Annotated in this window: 22 protein-coding genes and 1 tRNA gene; 8 read left to right on the top strand and 15 right to left on the bottom strand. The window is 51.4% G+C overall.

Annotated features, from left to right (window positions below; all coding sequences use genetic code 11):
• Nucleotides 1–31: 31 nt before the first annotated feature.
• A complete protein-coding gene (mdoH, locus tag JKP81_RS18250) occupies nt 32–2,560 on the bottom strand; it encodes a glucans biosynthesis glucosyltransferase MdoH (protein ID WP_200552830.1) in 2,529 nt (842 codons plus the stop codon).
• Complete coding sequence (gene mdoG / locus JKP81_RS18245; protein ID WP_020457411.1) at nt 2,553–4,088, bottom strand: glucans biosynthesis protein MdoG; 1,536 nt, start codon at nt 4,086–4,088, stop codon at nt 2,553–2,555. The genes mdoH and mdoG overlap by 8 nt, the downstream gene beginning before the upstream one ends.
• A gap of 273 nt (nt 4,089–4,361) precedes the next feature.
• Between mdoG and mdoC the strand changes: the two genes are divergently transcribed.
• Nucleotides 4,362–5,510, top strand: coding sequence for a glucans biosynthesis protein MdoC (gene mdoC / locus JKP81_RS18240; protein WP_200552829.1), 1,149 nt, complete (start codon nt 4,362–4,364; stop codon nt 5,508–5,510).
• A gap of 36 nt (nt 5,511–5,546) precedes the next feature.
• Here the strand turns inward: mdoC and ymdB are convergent, their stop codons facing one another.
• From ymdB to csgB, 5 genes are all read right to left on the bottom strand, one after another.
• Nucleotides 5,547–6,077 carry an O-acetyl-ADP-ribose deacetylase gene (gene ymdB / locus JKP81_RS18235; protein WP_200552828.1) on the bottom strand — a complete coding sequence of 177 codons (531 nt, stop codon included), beginning with the start codon at nt 6,075–6,077 and terminating at the stop codon, nt 5,547–5,549.
• Nucleotides 6,078–6,157: 80 nt separating this feature from the next.
• Complete coding sequence (locus JKP81_RS18230) at nt 6,158–6,418, bottom strand: hypothetical protein (RefSeq protein ID WP_234455710.1); 261 nt, start codon at nt 6,416–6,418, stop codon at nt 6,158–6,160.
• 190 nt (nt 6,419–6,608) lie between these two features.
• Complete coding sequence (gene csgC, locus JKP81_RS18225) at nt 6,609–6,929, bottom strand: curli assembly chaperone CsgC (RefSeq protein ID WP_200552827.1); 321 nt, start codon at nt 6,927–6,929, stop codon at nt 6,609–6,611.
• 52 nt (nt 6,930–6,981) lie between these two features.
• A complete protein-coding gene (gene csgA, locus JKP81_RS18220) occupies nt 6,982–7,431 on the bottom strand; it encodes a curli major subunit CsgA (RefSeq protein ID WP_017456373.1) in 450 nt (149 codons plus the stop codon).
• Between the two features lie 40 nt (nt 7,432–7,471).
• Nucleotides 7,472–7,927: a curli minor subunit CsgB gene (gene csgB, locus JKP81_RS18215; RefSeq protein WP_200552904.1), complete on the bottom strand. Its 456-nt coding sequence runs from the start codon at nt 7,925–7,927 to the stop codon at nt 7,472–7,474.
• Between the two features lie 588 nt (nt 7,928–8,515).
• On the opposite strand from csgB, the gene csgD reads away from it, so the two are divergent.
• Genes csgD through csgG form a run of 4 tightly spaced genes read left to right on the top strand, consistent with a single transcriptional unit; the run spans nt 8,516 to nt 10,862 of the window.
• The gene (csgD, locus tag JKP81_RS18210) at nt 8,516–9,166 is read left to right on the top strand and encodes a biofilm master transcriptional regulator CsgD (protein WP_200552826.1); all 651 of its coding nucleotides are present in this window, start codon (nt 8,516–8,518) and stop codon (nt 9,164–9,166) included.
• 4 nt (nt 9,167–9,170) lie between these two features.
• The gene (csgE, locus tag JKP81_RS18205) at nt 9,171–9,563 is read left to right on the top strand and encodes a curli production assembly/transport protein CsgE (protein ID WP_175272492.1); all 393 of its coding nucleotides are present in this window, start codon (nt 9,171–9,173) and stop codon (nt 9,561–9,563) included.
• A 26-nt stretch (nt 9,564–9,589) separates the two neighbouring features.
• Nucleotides 9,590–10,003, top strand: a complete 414-nt coding sequence (csgF, locus tag JKP81_RS18200; protein WP_020457403.1) for a curli production assembly/transport protein CsgF — start codon at nt 9,590–9,592, stop codon at nt 10,001–10,003.
• Between the two features lie 25 nt (nt 10,004–10,028).
• Complete coding sequence (csgG, locus tag JKP81_RS18195) at nt 10,029–10,862, top strand: curli production assembly/transport protein CsgG (RefSeq protein WP_017456368.1); 834 nt, start codon at nt 10,029–10,031, stop codon at nt 10,860–10,862.
• Nucleotides 10,863–10,884: 22 nt separating this feature from the next.
• On the opposite strand, the gene JKP81_RS18190 is transcribed toward csgG, so the two are convergent.
• From JKP81_RS18190 to ghrA, 4 genes are all read right to left on the bottom strand, one after another.
• Nucleotides 10,885–11,367 carry a DUF1097 domain-containing protein gene (locus tag JKP81_RS18190; RefSeq protein ID WP_200552825.1) on the bottom strand — a complete coding sequence of 161 codons (483 nt, stop codon included), beginning with the start codon at nt 11,365–11,367 and terminating at the stop codon, nt 10,885–10,887.
• Nucleotides 11,368–11,469: 102 nt separating this feature from the next.
• Nucleotides 11,470–12,024: a molecular chaperone gene (locus JKP81_RS18185; protein WP_200552824.1), complete on the bottom strand. Its 555-nt coding sequence runs from the start codon at nt 12,022–12,024 to the stop codon at nt 11,470–11,472.
• Between the two features lie 19 nt (nt 12,025–12,043).
• Nucleotides 12,044–12,781 carry a phosphatase gene (locus JKP81_RS18180; protein WP_200552823.1) on the bottom strand — a complete coding sequence of 246 codons (738 nt, stop codon included), beginning with the start codon at nt 12,779–12,781 and terminating at the stop codon, nt 12,044–12,046.
• 85 nt (nt 12,782–12,866) lie between these two features.
• Nucleotides 12,867–13,805: a glyoxylate/hydroxypyruvate reductase GhrA gene (gene ghrA, locus JKP81_RS18175; RefSeq protein WP_200552822.1), complete on the bottom strand. Its 939-nt coding sequence runs from the start codon at nt 13,803–13,805 to the stop codon at nt 12,867–12,869.
• 263 nt (nt 13,806–14,068) lie between these two features.
• On the opposite strand from ghrA, the gene JKP81_RS18170 reads away from it, so the two are divergent.
• Nucleotides 14,069–14,156 (top strand) — tRNA-Ser (locus JKP81_RS18170).
• 385 nt (nt 14,157–14,541) lie between these two features.
• Here the strand turns inward: JKP81_RS18170 and JKP81_RS18165 are convergent.
• Entirely contained in the window at nt 14,542–14,847 is a 306-nt protein-coding gene (locus tag JKP81_RS18165) for a putative quinol monooxygenase (RefSeq protein WP_200552821.1), read from the bottom strand.
• Nucleotides 14,848–14,905: 58 nt separating this feature from the next.
• Nucleotides 14,906–15,922 (bottom strand): NADP-dependent oxidoreductase, encoded by a 1,017-nt coding sequence (locus JKP81_RS18160; protein WP_200552820.1) that lies wholly within the window; start codon nt 15,920–15,922, stop codon nt 14,906–14,908.
• Between the two features lie 91 nt (nt 15,923–16,013).
• On the opposite strand from JKP81_RS18160, the gene JKP81_RS18155 reads away from it, so the two are divergent.
• Nucleotides 16,014–16,916, top strand: coding sequence for a LysR family transcriptional regulator (locus JKP81_RS18155; protein WP_200552903.1), 903 nt, complete (start codon nt 16,014–16,016; stop codon nt 16,914–16,916).
• A 153-nt stretch (nt 16,917–17,069) separates the two neighbouring features.
• Nucleotides 17,070–17,399, top strand: coding sequence for an NIPSNAP family protein (locus JKP81_RS18150; protein ID WP_200552819.1), 330 nt, complete (start codon nt 17,070–17,072; stop codon nt 17,397–17,399).
• A 225-nt stretch (nt 17,400–17,624) separates the two neighbouring features.
• Here JKP81_RS18150 and JKP81_RS18145 read toward each other — a convergent pair whose 3' ends face one another.
• Together JKP81_RS18145 and JKP81_RS18140 are read right to left on the bottom strand one after the other, a co-directional pair.
• Nucleotides 17,625–19,523: a methyl-accepting chemotaxis protein gene (locus tag JKP81_RS18145; protein WP_200552818.1), complete on the bottom strand. Its 1,899-nt coding sequence runs from the start codon at nt 19,521–19,523 to the stop codon at nt 17,625–17,627.
• 571 nt (nt 19,524–20,094) lie between these two features.
• Nucleotides 20,095–21,060 carry a hypothetical protein gene (locus JKP81_RS18140; RefSeq protein WP_234455709.1) on the bottom strand — a complete coding sequence of 322 codons (966 nt, stop codon included), beginning with the start codon at nt 21,058–21,060 and terminating at the stop codon, nt 20,095–20,097.
• Nucleotides 21,061–21,318 lie beyond the last annotated feature (258 nt).

Genomic DNA, 21,318 nt, shown 5'->3' with positions numbered 1-21,318 from the left:
CTCTCAGGCCGGTATTTTCCTTAATGTCGGCTTACTTTGCTTTTAACGCCAGCGGGTTAAGCTTCAGCGTTTCATAGTAGCTCGCCCATGACAGATATCTCTCCGGCGCCGCCCACAAGCGATAATGCATACGTGCCAGCGTGACCGGGTCGCTAAGCAACACCAGGCGACGATCGCGATTCAGCTTCTCTGGTGTTTCGTTTAGCGCTTGTTCAACATGACGATCGCGGGCAATTTCCAGCACGTGGCTTGCGCGGTGGCGAGCCGTTGCCATCGCCGTTGCCAGCGCGTTGAATGACGGGTTAAATACCGCATGCATAAACCCATCTTCCAGGCTGCGCGAACGGTTCAGCTCCAGATATTTATCCGTATCCACCAGTACCTGCGGCGGTGAATACTCTTCCGGGATCAGGAACAGTTTCCAGCGTTTGGTGCGCAGGCCGACAGTAGCTCGGCTGGAGATAACCGACACAAACGGCGACAGGATCAGCGAGAAGACAATCGGCGCCAGCCAGAACAGGAAGCGGAGATCAAGCCACGCCATCCCGACAGCCCACACCAGCCCCAGCAGCAGCTGAGAACCGTGGCGCATAAAGGCTTCCCCCCACGGCGTGGAGTCATCGTCACGCTGCGGCGAGTTCCATACCACTTCCCAGCCAAGGAACGCGCTGACCACAAACACGGTGTGGAACAGCATACGCACCGGCGCAAGCAGCACCGAGAAAAGCACTTCCAGCAGCAGGGAAAGCGTTACGCGAATGAAACCACCATACTCTTTCGGCCCTTTGCACCACACCAGGATGATACTCAGCAGCTTCGGCAGGAACAGCAGCACCATGGTCGAAGCGAAAAGCGCGATAGCCAGCTCCGGACGCCACTGCGGCCACACCGGGAACAACTGGCGCGGCTGCAGGAAGTATTGCGGTTCCGTCAGCGCATGCACCACCTGCAAAGCCGTGGAAAGCGCAAGGAACATAAACCACAGCGGTGCAGAGAGATAGGACATCACGCCAGTGAGGAACACTGCGCGGTGAACCGGGTGCATACCTTTTACCAGGAACAGGCGGAAGTTCATCAGGTTGCCGTGGCACCAGCGGCGGTCGCGTTTCAGCTCATCGAGCAGGTTCGGCGGCAACTCTTCATACGAGCCAGGCAGATCGTAAGCAATCCACACCCCCCAACCGGCACGGCGCATCAGCGCGGCTTCGACAAAGTCATGTGACAGAATCGAACCGGCAAACGAGCCTTCACCCGGCAGCGGTGCCAGCGCACAGTGTTCAATAAACGGTTTCACGCGGATAATCGCGTTATGCCCCCAGTAGTGGGATTCACCCAGTTGCCAGAAATGCAAACCCGCGGTGAACAACGGCCCGTAAACGCGGGTCGCAAACTGCTGACAACGCGCATAGAGCGTATCCATCCCGGACGCTTTCGGTGACGACTGGATGATCCCGGCGTTCGGGTTCGCTTCCATCAGGCGTACCAGCCCGGTCAGACACTCGCCGCTCATCACGGAGTCCGCATCCAGCACCACCATGTAGCTGTACTGGCTGCCCCAGCGACGGCAGAAGTCATCGATATTCCCGCTTTTGCGTTTTACGCGACGGCGGCGGCGACGGTAGAAAATCTGCCCTTCGCCCTGCACTTCTGCAATAAGCTCCATCCAGGCTTTCTGCTCGGCTACGCAGATATCCGGGTTGTAGCTGTCGCTCAGGATATAGACATCGAAGTGTGCCGCGTTGCCGGTGGCTTTCACGGATTCCCAGGTCGCACGCAAACCTGCGAAAACGCGATCCACGTCCTCGTTACAGATAGGCATGATCAGCGCCGTACGATGCTCCGGGTTTAGCGGTTCATCGCCCACCGTCGAAGCCGAAATGCTGTATTTATCTCGGCCAATCAACAGTTGCAGGAAGCCCATCAATGCAGTCCAGAACCCGGCGGAAACCCAGCAGAACAGCACCGCGAACAGGATCAAGATACCGGTTTGCAGCACATACGGCAGGAGCTGCATAAAGGAAACCCACAGATCCTGGCCCGCCATATCCGTGGGATTGATCAGCGCCCAACCCTGATAAGGCAGGATGGTTTTCATATACCAGGTGGCGACGACGGTTTGCGCCAGCGTCAGCACCAGCAGGATATAGCGACGGATAGAACCGACGGTGCGCCATTTCTGCTCGTGCGCCTGCTCCTCTTTGGTCAAACGCGCAAGGTAACGCGGCGCAACTTCGCGTCCGCGCAAACGATCCCAAAAACGACCAATCGGGTTAGTACGCCACGGATCGGGGAACATTGAAGAGCGTTTGGCTTTCGGCATCGCCTGGAGCTGTGCGCGCCCTTCATCGTCTTTGATCAATTGCCCTTCGGCGAGCGAATCCGGCCAGCTATGTTCCAGACGTGCCGTCACAGAACCCAGCGGCGTATCATCATCACGCGTCCAGTTCGTATGCTCTTTATCCAGCGCTTCATGCACGCTGCGAATGCTCTCTGTCGGCAGCGCCGCTTTTTCCGTCCCGGAAAGCGGCAGCATGTCGATATACTCAGTTGTCTTATTCATTGGCAGGTAGCTGATAGCTCCAGGTTTCACTCAGGTTCTGGTCGGCGTTGACCAGCGCCGCGCGCATATCCGTGGTTTTCTTCGGATCTTTTACTTTCACGCGCAACATCAAACGCCAACCTTGCGTAACCGGATTATAGCGAACGGTGTTTTCCACAATCTCACCGTTATCGCCAATGCTGGCTTGCGCGGTTACTGGGGTATCCTTCGGCAGCTTTTTCATATCCTGGCCGGTGAAATCCACCACAAACGCGATAGTTCCGTCAGGCTGACGGATAAGGTTTGACTGTTTCACATCCCCTGTGGAGCGACGTGTCTGCAATACCCACGCATTGTCTGGCGCATGCAGCTTGTCTTCGTCACGGCTAAAGGTGATGGTGTATTTGAAGTTCATCTCTTTACCCGGATCCGGCAGTTGATCCGGCGTCCAGTAAGCGACGATGTTATCGTTAGTTTCGTCATTGGTCGGGATTTCGACCAGTTCGACTTTACCTTTGCCCCACTCGCCTTTCGGCGTTACCCACGCGCTCGGGCGCAGATCGTAGCGGTCATCGATATCTTCAAAACGGGAGAACTGGCGACCACGCTGCAGCAGGCCAAAGCCCTGCGGGTTTTCCATCGCATAGCTGCTTACAGCAAGATGTTTCGGGTTATTCAGCGGACGCCAAATCCACTCGCCGTTACCTGCCAGCATCGATAGGCCGTTGGAATCATGCAATTCCGGGCGATAGTTGGTTGCAGGAGAGGGTTGAGTCGGCCCAAACAGGAACATACTGGTCAGCGGCGCAACACCGAGTTTGCCTACTTTATCGCGCAGGTAAACTTTGGACTGCACATCCACCACGGTATCGCGACCTGGAATGATCACAAAGCGGTATGCGCCTGTTGCACGCGGTGAATCCAGCAGCGCGTAGATGGTCAGGCGTTTGTCCGTCGGTTTTGGACGCTCGATCCAGAACTCGCGAAAACGCGGGAACTCTTCGCCAGATGGCAACGCAGTGTCAATGGCAAGACCGCGGGCGGAAAGACCATATACTTGCCCTGCGCCAATCACGCGGAAGTAGCTTGCGCCCAGCATGCTGACGATTTCATCGTTTTTATCTTTATTATTGATGGGGTACAGAACTTTGAAACCGGCGAAACCGAGATCTTTGACCGTGTCTTTATCGTGCTGAACGTTGCCGAAATTGAAGTAATCCGGGCTGTATTTGATTTTACGTACGGCAGTGGTCGTCACTTCGTTGATGGTCACTGGCGTGTCGAAGTACATACCCTGGTGATAAAACTCAAGCTTAAATGGGGTGTTGATCGCGTTCCAGTAGGCTTTGTCGTGGTTAAACTGGATCTGCTGATAGTCCGCATATTTCATCTCACGGAACACAGAGGGCAAATTGGTCTTGGGTGCTTCGTAGCCTTTACCGGCCAGTGATTGTGCCTGTTTTGCGACATCGTCAATAGAAAAGGCCCAGCCTGATGACGTATAAAGTGACAACAGAACAGCAGCACCTACCCAACGCATTTTCATCATTCGTAATTTAGGTTTCATAATAACTAAGCACTTCCCCCTTTGTGTGCTTAAATCGATCCGATCCATTTTAATGGAAACTCAGGCAATCCGACAACTGAATCCCCGCATTGTTCTCCATGCAGGCTCATTGAATAAGCAAATGAAACTAACCCTTTATCGTTTTGCAGGCTTATCCTGGAGACAGGTTATCGGTCATAGTGTAGGGTTGGTTGCGAATGTAATCATTATTTGTCTTATGGATAAGACGAAAAGTCTGAGAATGTACGGAGTGATATGACCAAAACCCCCGCACAACGAGAATATTTCCTTGATTCCATACGCGCGTGGTTGATGCTGCTTGGGATCCCGTTTCATATTTCGCTGATCTACTCCAGCCATATGTGGCACGTAAACAGCGCCTACCCTTCATGGTGGCTAACGCTGTTCAATGACGCCATACATGCGTTCCGTATGCAGGTGTTTTTTGTTATTTCCGGCTATTTTTCATACATGTTGTATTTGCGTTATCCGCTTAAGCGCTGGTGGAAACTGCGTGTTGAGCGCGTCGGCATCCCAATGCTCACCGCGATCCCGCTGCTGACGCTGCCGCAATTTATTATGTTGCAATATGTGAAAGATAAAACGGCTGAATGGCACACCCTATCGACTTATGACAAATTCAATACGCTGTCATGGGAACTCATCTCCCATTTATGGTTCTTATTAGTCCTTGTGGTATTAACCACGGTTAGCATGGTGCTGTTTAAAAAACTAAAAAATAGCGCTAACCGGCTGGCTGGCAATATTTCACTGGCGAAACTGTCGCTTTGGTTCCTGCTCTTAGGTATCGCCTGGGCTGCGTTGCGTCGAATTATGTTGATGCTGTATCCGGATATATTACGTGATGCGCTGTTTAATTTTGCGGTCATGCAGACCTTGTTCTACATTCCGTTCTTCCTTCTTGGTGCGCTGGCGTTCATTAACTCGCGTCTGAAGTCACTATTTATCACGCCTTCGCCATGGTGCATGTTCGGCTCGGTTCTGGCATTTGGTGCTTATTTGCTTAACCAGCGCTATGGCAGTGGTGATGGCTGGATGTACGAAACCGAGGCGGTTATCACCATGCTGTTGGGGCTGTGGATGGTAAATGTGGTCTTTTCATTAGGCCACAAATTGCTGAACTTCCAGTCAGCGCGCGTCAGTTATTTCGTGAACGCGTCCCTGTTTATCTATCTGGTACACCATCCGCTGACATTGCTGTTTGGCGCGTGGATCACACCGCATATCCAGTCCAATCTCCTTGGTTTTCTTGCCGGACTGGTCTTCGTCATTGGCATTGCGGTGCTGCTGTATGAAATCCATCTGCGCATTCCGCTGCTACGCTTCCTTTTTTCCGGTAAGCCGCAACAAAACGACGCGAAGCGTCATGCTCACGCCAGATAACTTTTCCGGCTGCCCTGCCCGCAGAGCAGCCGCGTCTTATTGAATGTGCTGAGTCAGTAAGCGCTGGTAAAGCTGCGTCATTTCGTCATCGAAACAAACAAAGATCACCTGCTGGAGTTGAGGCCGACGTATGAGGTGCGCAGCGACGGTATTAACGGCGATTTCTGCCGCCGCGGCTTTTGGGTAACCATACACGCCAGTACTGATGGCGGGAAAAGCAATGCTCGTGTAACTATTGGCTTCCGCCAGCAGAAGGCTATTGCGGTATGCATCCTCCAGCACGCGCGCTTCATTCTCCTCTCCGCCACGCCAGACCGGTCCAACGGTGTGGATCACCGCTTTCGCCTTTAAATTTCCTGCCGTCGTGATCACCGCGTGGCCTGGCGGGCACTCTCCCTGCTGCTGACGTACCTGTCGGCACGCGTCAAGCAAATCTGGCCCTGCGGCACGATGGATCGCGCCATCGACACCGCCGCCGCCAAGCAGTGATGAGTTTGCTGCATTCACAATCACATCCACTTCAAGCGTGGTGATATCCCCCTGAAGCACCTGCATACGTGGTTGCATTCTTGCCCCCTTTCCGGCCAGTAACCCGTTAACACCGTTAAGTGTACCCGGAAATAGCAAGGGCAACATATTCAAAATCATCAGTTATAGGTGATGGTAACCTCGGCGCGGGATTGCTGCGCATCGAGATAGCGCATCTGGACTTGCGCAACCAGTGGAGAGAGTGATTGCCCGGTTACATCGGTGATATGGATTTGCTGAGTCTGCATTTTATTGTTTTGCAGACAGGAGAGCTGCAGATTTTGGTTCTGAATTTGAGTTTCGCAGCCGCCTTCAACGATGGCACCACGAAAATGGATCGTCCCTCCCGCCGGCTGGGTTCCCGCATAGGCAGATGACATTATGCAAAAGCAGGCAACAGGGAACACGAACGCTTGAAACAGACGCATAAACACCTCGTAAGTCACTCATCCCTGACGGTTGAGCTTCGGCTATTGATACGTTAAATATCGGCGCCGTTAGCACGTTCCTTAATTAAAATTAGCATTCAGATGGGGAATATGTTTGTCACTGAGTGGATTATGAAAATTATTATTCGGCAGGCCACTGCTGAGCGAGATGTAGCGACTGACCATCAGAGACCGTGACGATAATTTTTACGTTATCGCGCGCGGAAATATTCAAGCGAATGCGCGAAATCGCGGTCGTTTGATTCGCCGGGAGAGTCATCGTGTTTCGTTGCCGGCTTTGGCTCACACCCGCAGCGCCTTCACGCTCGGTTATAACCTGCACCTGGCAAACACAATCCTGCGTAACCTGCACCAGCGGAGTAATAGTGTAATTGTCGCCGTCGCGGGTGGTATTGAACGTGATCTGGCTGGATAACGCCGCCAGCAATAATAAGGTATGCATAGCGCCTCCAAAAAAAACAGGGCCGCAGCCCTGTTTATTCCTGCCCGGGGGATCAGTACTGATTCGCAGTAGCGTGGTTACCGTAACCGGTTTGCTGTACTGTGACACTAGAGCCCGATGCAGTCTGGTTAACCAGCGCACCGTTACCCACACCGTACTGGCTCACAGAAATATCGGAGTTGCGGCCATTCCACTGATCGATAGTGGCATTGTTTTGCGCCCCGTTCTGTACCAGATCGATAGAGCTGGCATCCGAACCCTGGCCCACATCGGCGGCGTTGGCGGAACCATACTGATGGATAGTCAGGTCAGATTCACGTGCATCGCTTTGCAAAGCCAGGGCGGCGTTGGCGCTGCCATATTGATAAATGCTCAGTTCAGAATTTGGACCATTGCTGCCACCGCCATGACCGCCGCCATTGCCATACTGCGGGACACTACCTGCAAATGCGCCTGCTGAAACAACGATCGCTGCGAATGCTGCCACTTGGAAAAGTTTCATGGTAAACCCCCGTTGGATTGAGATAAAAGTCGCAAGACTTTCAACGTTGAATAACGCGAATAGCCATTTGCGACTGTCGTTGCACCACTACTGCCGTTTTTTGCGTACCGTACTGCGTGATATTTGCCCGGTTGCCCGAGCCTTTCTGAATAATAACTGCGCTATTACCATAAGCACCCTGCGTAATACTCGCATCGTTCGCACTACCGGCCTGATCGATATAAGCAAGGTTATAACTTCCGGACTGGTTAATTTGCGCTGAATTGTTTCCGCCACTTTGCGAAATAACACCCAATAATTTCGAACCTCGTTGATCAATATGCGCATTATTACTCGCACCATGTTGATCGATATTGGCTGATTGATTATAAGGCGCCTGACTCAGTTCATTCACCGCCAGATTATATTCCGGGTTTGCCAGGTCATATCCGGCTGCTGTTACGAGGCACGGAATCCCTAGCAGGGTTAACATCATAAAGGCTATTTTGTTCTTCATGCTGTCACCGCCAAACTTATTTGTTAATACCTGGTTGCAAAACTGAGTATGCCGTGGATAAAAAGAAAATATCTCACCAGCAAGTTGGATTTTCATTAGTCATGTCATTCTAAAGCATGAAGCAAAATTATCCCCCGTTTGCAGCAGAGGCGGCATCAGATGATTATTCTTAAATAACCACTCTGGCACTATAACCGTTGATGCACAGGATACGTGTTAACAGCAAAACGCAAAATAAGGAGAACCTGAAGACAACAAAAGTCAGGTCTTTGTTCTTAATATAAATTATCGCACCACTTTCTTTTGAAACTTGCTCTGCTTTGGCGTTTGAATATCAACGGACCCGAACATCAAAATAACATTTCAATATTTAATTTTACATTCTGTTACATGATTCACACTTGCTTTAAGGTTAGCAAGCGTTAGATTGAATTCGCAGCACTCATTACTTTGTATTATTTCTCCCTTACACGGGCTGATCACTTATTCCTGAACACAGCACAGCGCATCCGACAGTACATCTGGTTTCCCTGGTGAATAACCGGGGTTGAAGTTGATGAACAAAAAACAAATACGCGGGGTTTCATCATGTTTAGTGAAGTCCATAGTTCAGCTATTTCAGTTTTATTATTAATAACCAAACCTTCATTGCAGGCAACGGCGCTTTTGCAACATTTAAAATTTGCGCTCTCTTTGCCCGGAAAGCTCCATAATATTCAACGGCCTCTCGATGATATTCCAGCATTAAGCATCGTCTTATTCGACATGATGGATGCGGATAAAAAATTGATTCAGCAATGGCAGAATATCCTGTCACAACGAAATGGTGATATTAAGCTATTGCTGATGAATACCCCTCTTGATTACCCGTTCCAGGATGTAGAAAACTGGCCAAATATTACGGGTGTATTTTACATTTCAGAGGACAGAAGCCAGTTGGTCGATGGCTTACAAGGTGTGCAACGTGGTGAGTGCTATTTCTCGCAAAAACTGGCGAGTTATCTCATCACTCATGCCGGGAATTATCGTTACTACAGCACTGAATCTGCTCTGCTTACCCACCGCGAAAAAGAGATCCTTAATAAGCTGCGTATCGGTGCATCGAATGTTGAGATAGCCCGTTCGTTGTTCATTAGTGAAAATACAGTTAAAACCCATCTTTATAATCTTTTCAGGAAGATAGCGGTAAAAAACCGCACGCAAGCCGTCTCCTGGGCTAACGATAATCTCAGGCGTTAACACCATGAAACGCTATGGGTATCGTCTGGCAACCGCCGCTTTATTATTTGTTGCCTGCGTAAACGTATCGGCTGTTGAAGTCGAAGTTCCCGGGCTGTTAGCCGATCACACAGTATCGTCTGTCGGACACGATTTTTATCGTGCATTTAGTGATAAGTGGGAAAGTAGCTGGAAAGGGAATTTAACCATTAATGAACGACCTAGCGCCCGTTGGGGAAGCTGGATAACGATAATCGTCAATCAGAGTGTCGTATACCAGACTTTTCTTTTTCCTACGCACCGCGACTTTGAGAAAAATGTTGAAATCGCGTTGGCGCAAACCCAGCAAGCGATCGATCACCTGCAAATAAACCAGGCGCTGCTGAGCGTTGGCGATATGGCGAGTGATGAATTCTAAAATACGTTAAATCTCCGGAGGCTATTATGCGTAGCATATATACCCTGCTTGCGCTGTTGCTTATCGCGCCTGCATGCTGGGCGGGAACCATGACATTCCAGTTTCGTAATCCTAATTTCGGCGGTAATCCTAATAACGGTGCATTTTTATTAAATAGCGCCCAGGCACAAAATTCTTATACCGATCCCAGCTATAAGGATTACGGCGTGGAAACCACTTCCGCGCTGGATAATTTCACCCAGGCAATACAATCACAAATATTGGGCGGGCTACTTACCAATATTAATACCGGTAAACCGGGGCGAATGGTGACCAGCGATTTTATCGTGGATATTTCCAACAAAGACGGACAACTGCAATTAAATGTCACCGACAGAAAAACCGGCAAGACATCTACGATTCAGGTGTCAGGCTTGCAAAGCGGTTCAACGGACTTTTAAGCCACTGTCAAACAGGACAACAACTATGTCGCGTCTATTTATTTTATTCGCCGTGTGTTTATTAAGCGGTTGCCTGACTGCGCCGCCAAAACAAGCCGCTAAACCGACGCTGTTGCCGCGGGCGCAAAGTTATCAGGACTTGACTCATCTGCCGATGCCAAGCGGGAAAATTTTCGTCTCGGTGTATAACATCCAGGATGAAACCGGGCAATTTAAGCCCTACCCGGCAAGTAACTTTTCCACCGCCGTCCCGCAAAGCGCGACTGCGATGTTAGTTACGGCGCTGAAAGATTCGCGCTGGTTTGTCCCGCTGGAACGCCAGGGTTTGCAGAATCTGCTAAATGAACGAAAAATCATTCGCGCCGCGCAAGAAAACGGAACTGTGGCCATCAACAATCGCGTTCCTCTTCCCTCGCTGACTGCCGCGAATATCATGATTGAAGGATCCATTATTGGCTACGAGAGCAATGTAAAATCCGGCGGCGTGGGTGCGCGTTATTTCGGCATTGGCGGAGATACACAATATCAGTTGGATCAAATTGCGGTGAATTTACGGGTGATTAATGTCACGACCGGAGAAATTCTCTCGTCGGTCAACACCAGTAAAACCATCCTCTCTTATGAAGTACAAGCCGGGGTATTTCGCTTTATTGACTACCAGCGGCTGCTGGAGGGAGAAATTGGCTATACCGCCAACGAACCGGTGATGCTCTGTCTGATGTCGGCGATTGAAACCGGGGTGATTTTGTTGATAAATGACGGGATTGATCGGGGATTGTGGGATTTGCAACAAGGCGCCGATCGTCATAACCCCGTGCTGGCAAAATACCGCGAAATGGCGGTGCCGCCGGAGTCCTGAAAAATAAAAGCGTGACTTCCGGTCACGCTTTTTCTTGCTCTTTAAGCAGCGGCTGTGCGCGACGAGAAGCCTGCCATAGCCCGCTGTTTTTCATGGCATAGCCAAACACTAACCCAACCGCCAGCGAAGGGATGACCAGCCGCCAGTCGCCCTGCCCGGCAAATGTTGCGCAGGCGCCAATAAACGTTCCCGGCACGAAAGAGAGCAGCAAATTCCGCGCCTGCAGACACATCAAAAACGCCACCACACCGGTCATCAAATACCCGACGATCTCCAGATGCGGAGCCAGCGCTGCGCCATGAATAATGACCTGCGCCCAGGCCACGCCGCTCATCACCGTACAGGCGGAAATAAGCAGCCCTTTCACTCCACCCTGTGGGCACGCGAAATAGGCGGTGCAGCCGAGAAAACCGGCCCAGCTTAATAAACCGAGAGAGACGGCCACCCAGCCCCAGATACCGGAGAGAATGCCTGTCGTAATTGCGATAGAAAGAAGAATGTTCATGGCGCGCATCATAGCAGATGCGCGCCGCTGAGATGCGACAGTGCGCACATTATTTGAAAACAAAAAATCTCTGTTGCATTTTAATTGTGACGCAAATCACAATTACTCTTCTGATTCTTCCTGCAACTCATCCCACATCGCGGCAATCGCATCGCGCGCCAGCGGGGCCATGGTGCGCCAGAATGGCGTTGTCGCATGGGCTTCAACTTTGCCAAAGAAGGTGCCGCACCAGGGCAGAATATAATCGGCGAATAAGGTTTCCTGCGCTTCGCTTTCATCTTCTGCGGCCTGATCTTCCAGCCATGAGGCCGCCAGCAGTAGCGTCCCAATGTGATCGGCCGGCGCATCGGTCAACGGCATGCCGCGACTGGACAAAAATGAACGCACTTCCGCTTCCGTCGCACCTTCCACCCAGGCGCTACGATAAGGTGAGACGCGGCACTCTTCCCCGACAAACAGCGCGTTGTAATCAGCCGCCAGTGCCTGTGCATCGCAGTTTTTCTGCAACCGTTCAAGCAACTCATCCTGCTCCAGCGGCCAGCTTTCCACCAGTTTTCCTTCACGGATCAGGGTGTAGAGCGGCACCAGCAGAGGATCTTGCGGCTGGCGGTAAAACAGCGAGCCCAGTACACGGCAGAGAATTGAAAATTCGTTCATTCAGTTGTTCCAGTCAGTATTAAAGTTCGGCAAATTCGGGAATTGGTGCCATACCGCGGGATTCGAGGAAATCCAGCAGACGACGCGGCGAGACATTCAGAATACGATCCTCCGGAAAACCGACGTCATCCAGCACCTTACGGCACTCACTGAAATCGCCCAGCGTAAACGCCGTATGAGAATCCGAGCCCAGCGCCACCCAGCCGCCGGCATCCCGCACTGCGGCAGCCACGGCGCGGCAATTCGCCTCGCTGCCTTTGCGCGAATGGACAAACGACGAATTGTTAATTTCAAGCGCGACGCCATATTTCGCGGCGGCAGCGGCAACGGCCGGGATATCAATGTTAAATTTCGGGTTACCGGGGTGGCTAATAATATGAACATTGCCGCTGGCAATAGTCGCAATCATGGCCTGAGTATGGGTGGCTTTATCCTGCGGCGGAAACACCGGCTCATGGAAACCCGCAATGATCAGATCCAGCGACGTCACCATCGGTCCGGTGCAGTCGATTTCACCCTCGGTATTTTTAATATTGGCCTCAATACCGCGCAAAATGCCCACGCCATCGACCAGACGTGGCCAGATGCGCATATTCACGAAGTGCCAGTAGTGCGGCGCATCCGCCATATCCGGGCCGTGATCGGTAATGGCAAAGAGTTTGATCCCTTTACGTTTTGCCTCGGCAATATAATCGTGAAGCGTACTGTAAGCGTGGGTGCTGGCGACGGTATGCATATGCAGGTCAACGGGATACATGACTCACTCCTGTAGTTATTTCTGCAAAGGATAGCAGTTATCGTTCGCGAGTTTAATGACAAAACCCGGCAATGCCGGGCGTCTGTCAATAACCACGAGCTCTGTCTACCCGCCCGCTGACCGGTTCACCTCGCTCAATACATTGAATAGCCTGCGCGATAAAAGCCACGGCTTCACTGCGACGTGTCGTCGCCGCCATGTGCGGCGTCATCGCCACGCGGGGATGCGCCCACAACGGGTTATCGGATGGTAGCGGCTCCTGGCTAAAGACATCGAGCATGGCACCTTTCAGCTTGCCGCTCTCCAGGGCTGCAAGCAAATCACGCTCGACAACATGTACGCCACGCGCAAGGTTTATCACGTAGCTGTTGTCAGCGAGTTGGTTCAGCAAAGCAGCATTAATGATACCTGCCGTTTCCGGAGTGTTTGGCAGCAGATTGATTAGTACTCGTGTGCCATGAAGAAAGGCTGGCAACTCCTCGCCACCCGCAAAGCTGGTCACGCCGGGCATTTTTTTACGGCTGCGGCTCCAGCTACGCAGCGGAAACCCCCACTGGAGCAGGCTTTCAGCCACTTTCGCACCGAGCACACCCGCACCGAGGATACCAATGGTGAAGTCTCCACGTTCGTATTCCTCCAGCGGTTGCCATTTCGCTTGTAGCTTTAGCGCCTGGTAATCATCGAAACGTCTGAACCAGTGCAGCACCTGGCTTACGGCATACTCCTGCATTTGCAACCCCATGCCCGTATCTTCCAGGCGGAACAGCGGAATAGATTCAGGAAGCATCTCAGGATGGGCCTGCAACTGGCTAAGAATCGAATCAACACCCGCCCCCAATGCAAAAACGCCTTTTAATTGTCGGCCTTTGAGCATCTCAACCGGTGGATGCCAGACCAGCGCGTAATCAGCGCGGGCATTATCGCCCGGCGTCCACGCGCGGATATTGGCCTGCGGCAGCGCCTGACGCAATGCGCGGATCCAGTCGTTATTATCGAATGAGGGATGATAAAAGATAATTTCCATATCAACTCCAAAACCTGATGTGATGTATCCGATTATTTTCCGGAACAATTATGCTTTTTCGCAAAGGCCGCTCAGCATAACAAATTTCTCCCGTACCACGCGGAGAAAGTGCCGTGCCGAGAAAAAAAGCGATTTCAGAACGTTTAAGAAGCAGGTTGTTTGAAGTTTGTCTAAACGCGCTAATTTATTGAAAAAGAGGATTGACGACGTTCGGGGTTTTCCCTACATTAGCGCCCGTCCCGACAACATCGGGAAGACAATGTGGTGAGGTGTCCGAGTGGCTGAAGGAGCACGCCTGGAAAGTGTGTATACGGCAACGTATCGGGGGTTCGAATCCCCCCCTCACCGCCATCATTTGAAGAAGAGCCCGCAGGCAAATGCGGGCTTTTTTTTCGCATATCGCACTCCCGCAGGGGGGATGAGAAGCCCCGACCGGGGGTCGACAACTGGCGCAGCCAGTTGGACAGATGACGAGCCCGCGAGGAATCTGCCCGTAGGGTGAGCGCAGCGAATCAATCCCCCCTCACCGCCATCATTCAAAGAAGAGCTCGCAGGCAAATGCGGGCTTTTTTTTCGCATAGCGCACTCCCGCAGGGGGGATGAGAAACCCCGACCGGGGGTCGACAACTGGCGCAGCCAGTTGGACAGATGACGAGCCCGCGAGGAAACTGCCCGCACAAAAACGCCGGAAGCGTTTTTAAACAGCCGCTCATCAAATTTCATCGCTATCGCATTGTCATTTCATATCCAGGAGTCCTCTTTCGTTAAGGGCATCATATTTCAGAATTTCTGCCGTCATTCGTTCCTGCCATCGGGTGATAAATGCCCGAGTGTGAGGAGCGGCAAGATGTGCCGTCAGCGCATCCTCATCTTTCCAGCGTTCCGATATAAGCACACGTCCAGTCAGGTGATCCTCTACGGCCACGTCATACGAGAGGTTTCCTGCACGTTTTCGCACGGTTTGAGCGAGCACTTTTATATCGCCCATAAACCGCGGTAAATCAGCGGGTTGAATGTTCACATAGCCGCAAATGATGAGCATAGTTTTGCCTTTTCTGTCATCCCCGTTCGCAATGGCAGGACTTTCGGGAACGTGATAATCAAAAGTTTGTCAGCACAATTTTGCCCTGAATCCTTCCCATTGCTGCGCGCTGGTGGGCAGCAGATGCCATTGCGAGCGGATAGGTGCTATCAATCACCACCCGAACCACACCTTCTTCCAGAAGACGGCCTGCTTGTGATAATTGCGCGCCGCTGGAGCGCACTTGCGTCGATGACACCGTCACCTCTTTTTGCGCAGCCTCAGGATGTGCGGAAAAACCCAAAGGATTAACCAGAAAGAGTGCGCCGCCAGGCCTGATACAGCGCAGAAAACGCGCCATATTTGCGCCACCCACCGCATCAAAAACGAGATCAACATTTTTTACTACGCTCTCGGCTGCGATTTTGGTGTAGTCGATAAACTCGTCTGCTCCCAGCTCGCGTAAAAGCGCCTCATTGCGGGAGGAAGCGACGGCAATGACCCGCGCACCTTTCCAGCGGGCAAGCTGAACAGCAAAATGTCCCACACCGCCACCAGCACCATTGACCAACACGGTCCGACCTTTCAATGGAACAGCTTTATGGGGAAAAGGCTGGAAAGGATTCGGTGCATCGTGCCCGGTTTCGATAAGAAACTGCCAGGCCGTAAGCAGTGACATTGGGGCACCGGCAGCCTGAACATGCCCAATTCCACGAGGTTTCAGCGCCAGTTCCGACGAAGGAACACTGACATATTCTGCATAAGCGCCACTGCCCTCCATCACCTTTTCAGGAAAACGCACCATTGAATAGACCTCATCGCCGATGCTGAACCCGGTAACATGTTTACCGACCGCTGCGACAACACCGGATATGTCAGTCCCTAAAATGAGTGGAAAGGAAGGTTCGGGCCACCATTCAGGCGGAAGTGCCCGATAGCCGTCACGCAGATACCAGTCTGGCGGGTTAAGGCTTGCCGCTTGCACATGAACCAGAACCTCGTCGTTTCCAACCAGGGGCCGGGGGACGTCTTCATAAAGCAGGTTTTCTGGCCCACCAAACGCATGAAGTTGTACAGCTTTCATCATCTCAGTCATTACCGTCTCACGCTAAAAAACACTCAGGTGACAGAGCATACGGCTAATATTCAGGATTGATAATATGGCTGTATTTCGCTTTAATTGTGCCATGAAGGAACAAATAGGTTTTGAAAGACTCACGGGTCTCATCGCATTCGCTCGTGCCGGCGCTCTGGGCAGTTACAGTGCCGCTGCCCGCTCGCTCTCCGTTTCACCTTCCGCCATCAGCAAAAGTATTCAACGGCTGGAGAAGCATCTCGGCGTCACCTTATTCACCCGAACGACGCGCTCGCTGGTTTTAACTGCCGAAGGCCACGAGTTGCATGAACGCGCGTTGCGATTGCTGCGTGATGCCGAGGAGATCGAACAGGTTGCAAAACGCGCGCGCGCAGAACCGGCTGGTACGTTACGTATTGCGGCATCATTACCGGTGGGCATCCATATGATCGCCCCCGTTTTAGCGAAATTTTGCGCGCTTCACCCAAAAGTGACGATTGATTTACGCTTGAGCGACCATCTAATAAGCATCGTTGATGAGAATATTGATATTGCCATTCGCATTGGCGATCTCGCGGATTCAAACCTGCTGGCGCGCCGCCTCCCACCGTATCAGATAGGCTGTTACGCCTCGCCTGAATATTTAGCCGGTTGCGCCGCACCGCAACATCCTGATGACTTAATCAGCCACCAGACGATTAATCTGCGTTACCAGAACACGGGGCAACTTTTTCGCTGGCCGTTCCGTGTCGGTGAGAGGGAGATTGAAATCGTACCGTCATCAACAGTGACTGTTGATGCCAGCGAAGCCGTTATAGCCGCAATGACTGCCGGAGCCGGAATAGGCATGGCGTCGAATTTTATGGTGGCTTCACTGGTCAGAGAGAAAAAGTTAGTTCCCGTACTCGCAGATTTTACAGTGGAGCGCCGTAATATTTCGGCTGTCTGGCATGAAAGCCGTCGTTCCAATCCTGCGGTACGCGCGTTTCTGGATCATCTGCTTAAACATTTTTAAATTAGCGGCCTGCGGCGATAATACACGCGGCATAGACAGTGGTTTTCGCTTTGGCTCGCAGGAAATGCTCAGGACAGAACCCATGCTCAGTCGACTCTCACGGCTCCAGGGGGCAATAATTCGCGATGATGAAAAATTGACAGGATATCGAAGATGAAAGCGGTTGAATTTTTGCTGTACACCCTTAAACCCGGTACCGGGAAAGCGTTTCACAGGATCATGACGGAGGAGAGTGCGCCACTTCAACGTTCAGCAGGTATGGATATCGTTTCTTTCGGTCTATCCGCCCATGACGATGACGCTTATTACTTGATCAGAGCTTATGACAGCCTCTCCCACCTGGAATCCTCGCAGGAATCTTTTTATAACAGTGATGCGTGGCGTCTTGGCCCCCGGCAGGCCATTATCGACAGAATAAGCGTCAGCGTTAAATCTGTACTCACGCTCAGCGACAGTGCAATTGAAAACTTACGATCCAGCTAATTGCGCAGCCAGATATGATTCTACAGCCGCGCCAGCGGCATTTTTTCGCCAGCGCTTAACTTCCCGCGTCATCTGGTGCGCCATCATCACTCTGTACAGCGCCAACTCACTACCTCAGCCCCTGCAGAATTCTTCAGCAAACGGCTGCCCCATTCTTAAGCCATTAAGTCAGTGACTGACGCAAGCTACAAGAAAGCCGACTCTGTAGAGTCGGCTATTTTTATGTCAGAGCTTGAAGCTACCAACCACGTTTTCGAGCTGAACAGTTTGTTCTTCCATCGACTGCGCGGCGGCCGCCACCTCTTCCACCAGCGCCGCATTCTGCTGCGTGGCGCTATCGAGCTGGTTGATGGCGATGTTGATCTGGGCAATCCCACGACTTTGTTCATCGCTGGAAGAGCTGATTTCTGAGATCAGCACGCCCACGCTTTCAACTTTTTCCATCAGGCCGTCCATCGTTGTCCCCGCCTGACGAACCAGTCCGCTGCCCTGCTCAATGCTGCTCACCGACTCTTCAATCAGTTTTTTGATCTCCTGAGCGGAGCGGGCGCTGCGCTGCGCCAGTGAACGAACTTCACCGGCCACCACAGCGAAGCCACGTCCGTGCTCACCCGCCCTTGCCGCCTCTACCGCGGCGTTAAGCGCCAGGATGTTGGTCTGGAAGGCAATGCCGTCAATCACACTGATGATTTCCACCACTTTAGAGGAGGACTCATTGATGTTATTCATCGTGGAAACCACGTTGTTAACCACACTGGCCCCTTGTTTCGCCACCGCCGAAGCCTCTTCCGCCAGTTTGTTCGCCTGTAACGCGTTCTCTGCGTTAAGGCGCACGGTGCTGGTCAGTTCTTCCATAGAAGCTGCCGTTTCCACGATCGAGGCCGATTGATCTTCGGTGCGCGAAGAGAGGTTCATGTTACCGCTGGCAATCTGGCGCGAAGCCGATGAAATCGCCATCGTGCTATTCCCTACCTGCTGCATCAGCTCATTAAGGAACGAAATAAACTTATTGAAGTTGTTGATAATGGCGTTAAATTCCGGGCTCTTACTTTGCGCAAGACGCTGCGTTAAATCCGCACCGCCGCTGGAAAGCGCTTCAATATTACGATTGAGCAACGTCACATTATGGAAAATATTGCGCACAATAATCATCATGATAAAGACGATAAGAATTCCGATAATCGCCTGCACGATGGTGAGCTTAGTCATAATAGCGTCAGACATACTCACCAGGTGGCTGCTCGGAATATCAACCGCCATAAACCACGGGCTGCCACTAATGGGCAGAACAAACAGGGAATGCGCCCCATCTTCACCGTCATAGCTCCCGCGCACTTCCGTTGTTTTACCCTGGCCTAACAGGCTAACTAACGGTGCCGCTGCCGGAATACCGAGATCGCGGACATTTGAGAGCGCAGGTTTATCCTGTACGGAAGAGCCGTTACCGACGATTTTGCCGTCCGCTTCAACAATCAGTACGCTGCCGTTTACCGCTTTGCCCATGTCGACAGCCAGCTGGTTAAAGAAGCCCAGCGTCACGTCGATGGTCGCCACGCCCCAGACTTTGCCGTCTTTCCAGATCGCCATTGCACAGTTAGTGCGAGGCTGCGGACTCGCCGCATCCTGATAGGCTTTCGCCCACGCACACTCGCCTTTCGGCGCATTCATGCCGTCTTTATACCAGGGTTGTTCCCAGTATTTTGCCGATTCCGGCTGGTTCCAGACGGTGTTGACCTGCAGATTGCCGCCTCCGTCGCGGGCATAGAAGGTACTGAATTTGTCCCGGGCCGGATCACGCTGACCAGGAAGAGGCCAAATCCCACCGCCGAATACGTTTAAATCCCCGTATTGGTTAACCAGGTGCGGTAGTAATCCGTCGATTTGCTCACTTTGCAGACCGACAACCAGTTCAGTAATGGAGCGTTGCTGTGCCTTAACACGGTTCATCTGCTCTTTAATCGCGTTACTTTGTAATTCAACCGTCGCCTGAATATTTTTGGTTTCAGTTTCAATAATCTGCGGGGAGACGAATAGCTTGATAACGATATAGGTAACTATCAATAAGATAACGAAAAAGCTTATAAGCAGCAGGCCTATTCGGCCCTGGGTATTTTTCCATGTCATAATGGCGGCACTCGTCTGGTTGAATTAGGTGTAATAACGACATTTATTTGAAATTCTTTAATTTAAATCGTGCCGCGTTTTCATATAAAAACGCATTCCACAGGACAAAATGACGTTTTAGAAAAAAACGATCTGCCGCTCACATTTTTAATGTGCCACACGTTGTTTCTATAAAAGACAATATCGGCGTAATGGGTTATTTCCCTGGAAGAATTTATTTTGCTGATATCCATATTATTTTCATCAAGATGCGTACATTCTGATGAAACAAAATGGTACGGACAGCAACATGCGCGTTCGTACTTTCTTTGTCAGGCAAGGTAACAAGATACAAAAGGCATGATGCCGAAAGACAGACAGATATGGCCACATATTCAAACTCTGATGCGGCAAGAGACTTACGCCCGGCCTTAGACAAAGCGTCCGCTGGCGCTGTGAATGGTTAGTTATCACGGAACAGGCTGGAGTCGCCTCGCAAACCAGAGGCGACATGTATGCCGACGGGAGTCACGTTACGGCCGGTGACCAGGTTTTTCAGAGTGTCCGCAGCGTTCGGCTGAGTAACGGCCTGTTATTCATGTTTTTCTTCAAGAGATTCAGTAGCGTAAAAGAAATTGAAAAGTGGCTGTGAAATATCGAGAGTCTTTTTGTCAGCCGTGTCAGCTTTCAAAAAATATTCCAGTAAGGTTTTTGGCGTTTTTGACAGATTCTGGAACAAGTCTACGGGATGCTGTACCACTTTCCCCCCTTCAAGGCGGAAGCCATGTTTCAGCCCGGTTGCGGTAACAAAAAATTTACCATCTACGCTGCCGTAATCAGGCTCCGGTGTTTTCAACGTCACTTCACTGGCCGCCTCAACAATAAAGTTTTGATTCCCTTTTTGCTGATAGACCGAAAACTGCGTGTCGGAAACCTGTTCCTTGCCAGCAGCATTTTTGCCGGACTGATTAACGATGCTTTCAATAAATGTAAAGTTTGCCGAATGCGTCGGAGAATATCCGGGGTCCAGTTCATAGCGTAAAAAACCTTCATCCAGAACGGAGCCAGACAGATTACCTCCGTTCAGAATACGTGATGCTGTCGCCTCATCTTCTGCGATAAATTTGTAGGTCAGCACATGCCCGCCGTTGTCATACATATTGCCGTCGTTCAGGTTTGCCATCACGCCATTAAACATACGGTAACTCCCAAAATCGCGGGCAAGATCGTCCACATAACGCAGATCCGTTCCCTGTTGCTGTGCCTGCGCATACAACCCGGCCAGTGTGTTGCGGTCATTATTGGTCAGAAAATTAACTGCAGACATGCCCATCGTGTCTTTCGTCAGTTGGGTTTGTACGGGCGGATTGCTGTCAGTATTGCCGAACAGACGGGACATCAGCAGCCCCATCCCGCTGAGAGTCGTTTGCCCTGATGCTGCTGGCGTCTTATTTGACGTCTGTACAGGCTGAGAGCTCGTCGCTTTTGAAATATCGTCAGAGGTGCTTTGCGTCTGTGTGTATTTTACTGTGGATGTATTGATGATCATAAAATCCATTTCCCCAGGACCTGAGATGTAAAGTGGATCCCCGGTGAGCCTATACAGCTTTTTCCCGTAGCACCTCACAACCCGGAACACTGCGGAAAAGATCGCTGCGCTTATTGATGTGAATTCGTACAACGCTATAACTAACGGCATAAAACCGGATAACTTGAGCGCTTTTCGGACAAGAACGATGCATCAGTGCTTGTAGGATGATGCTTTTCAGCCACAGGATGCACGCCGGGCTATGGCAGCGTCAGGCCGCGGTTCTAT

Source organism: Kosakonia sp. LAM2021, from assembly GCF_016620385.1.
In the GTDB taxonomy this organism is placed as follows: Bacteria; Pseudomonadota; Gammaproteobacteria; order Enterobacterales; family Enterobacteriaceae; genus Kosakonia; species Kosakonia sacchari.
The sequence above is the reverse complement of the archived record's forward strand: the minus strand, read 5'-3'. Positions and strand labels throughout refer to the sequence as shown.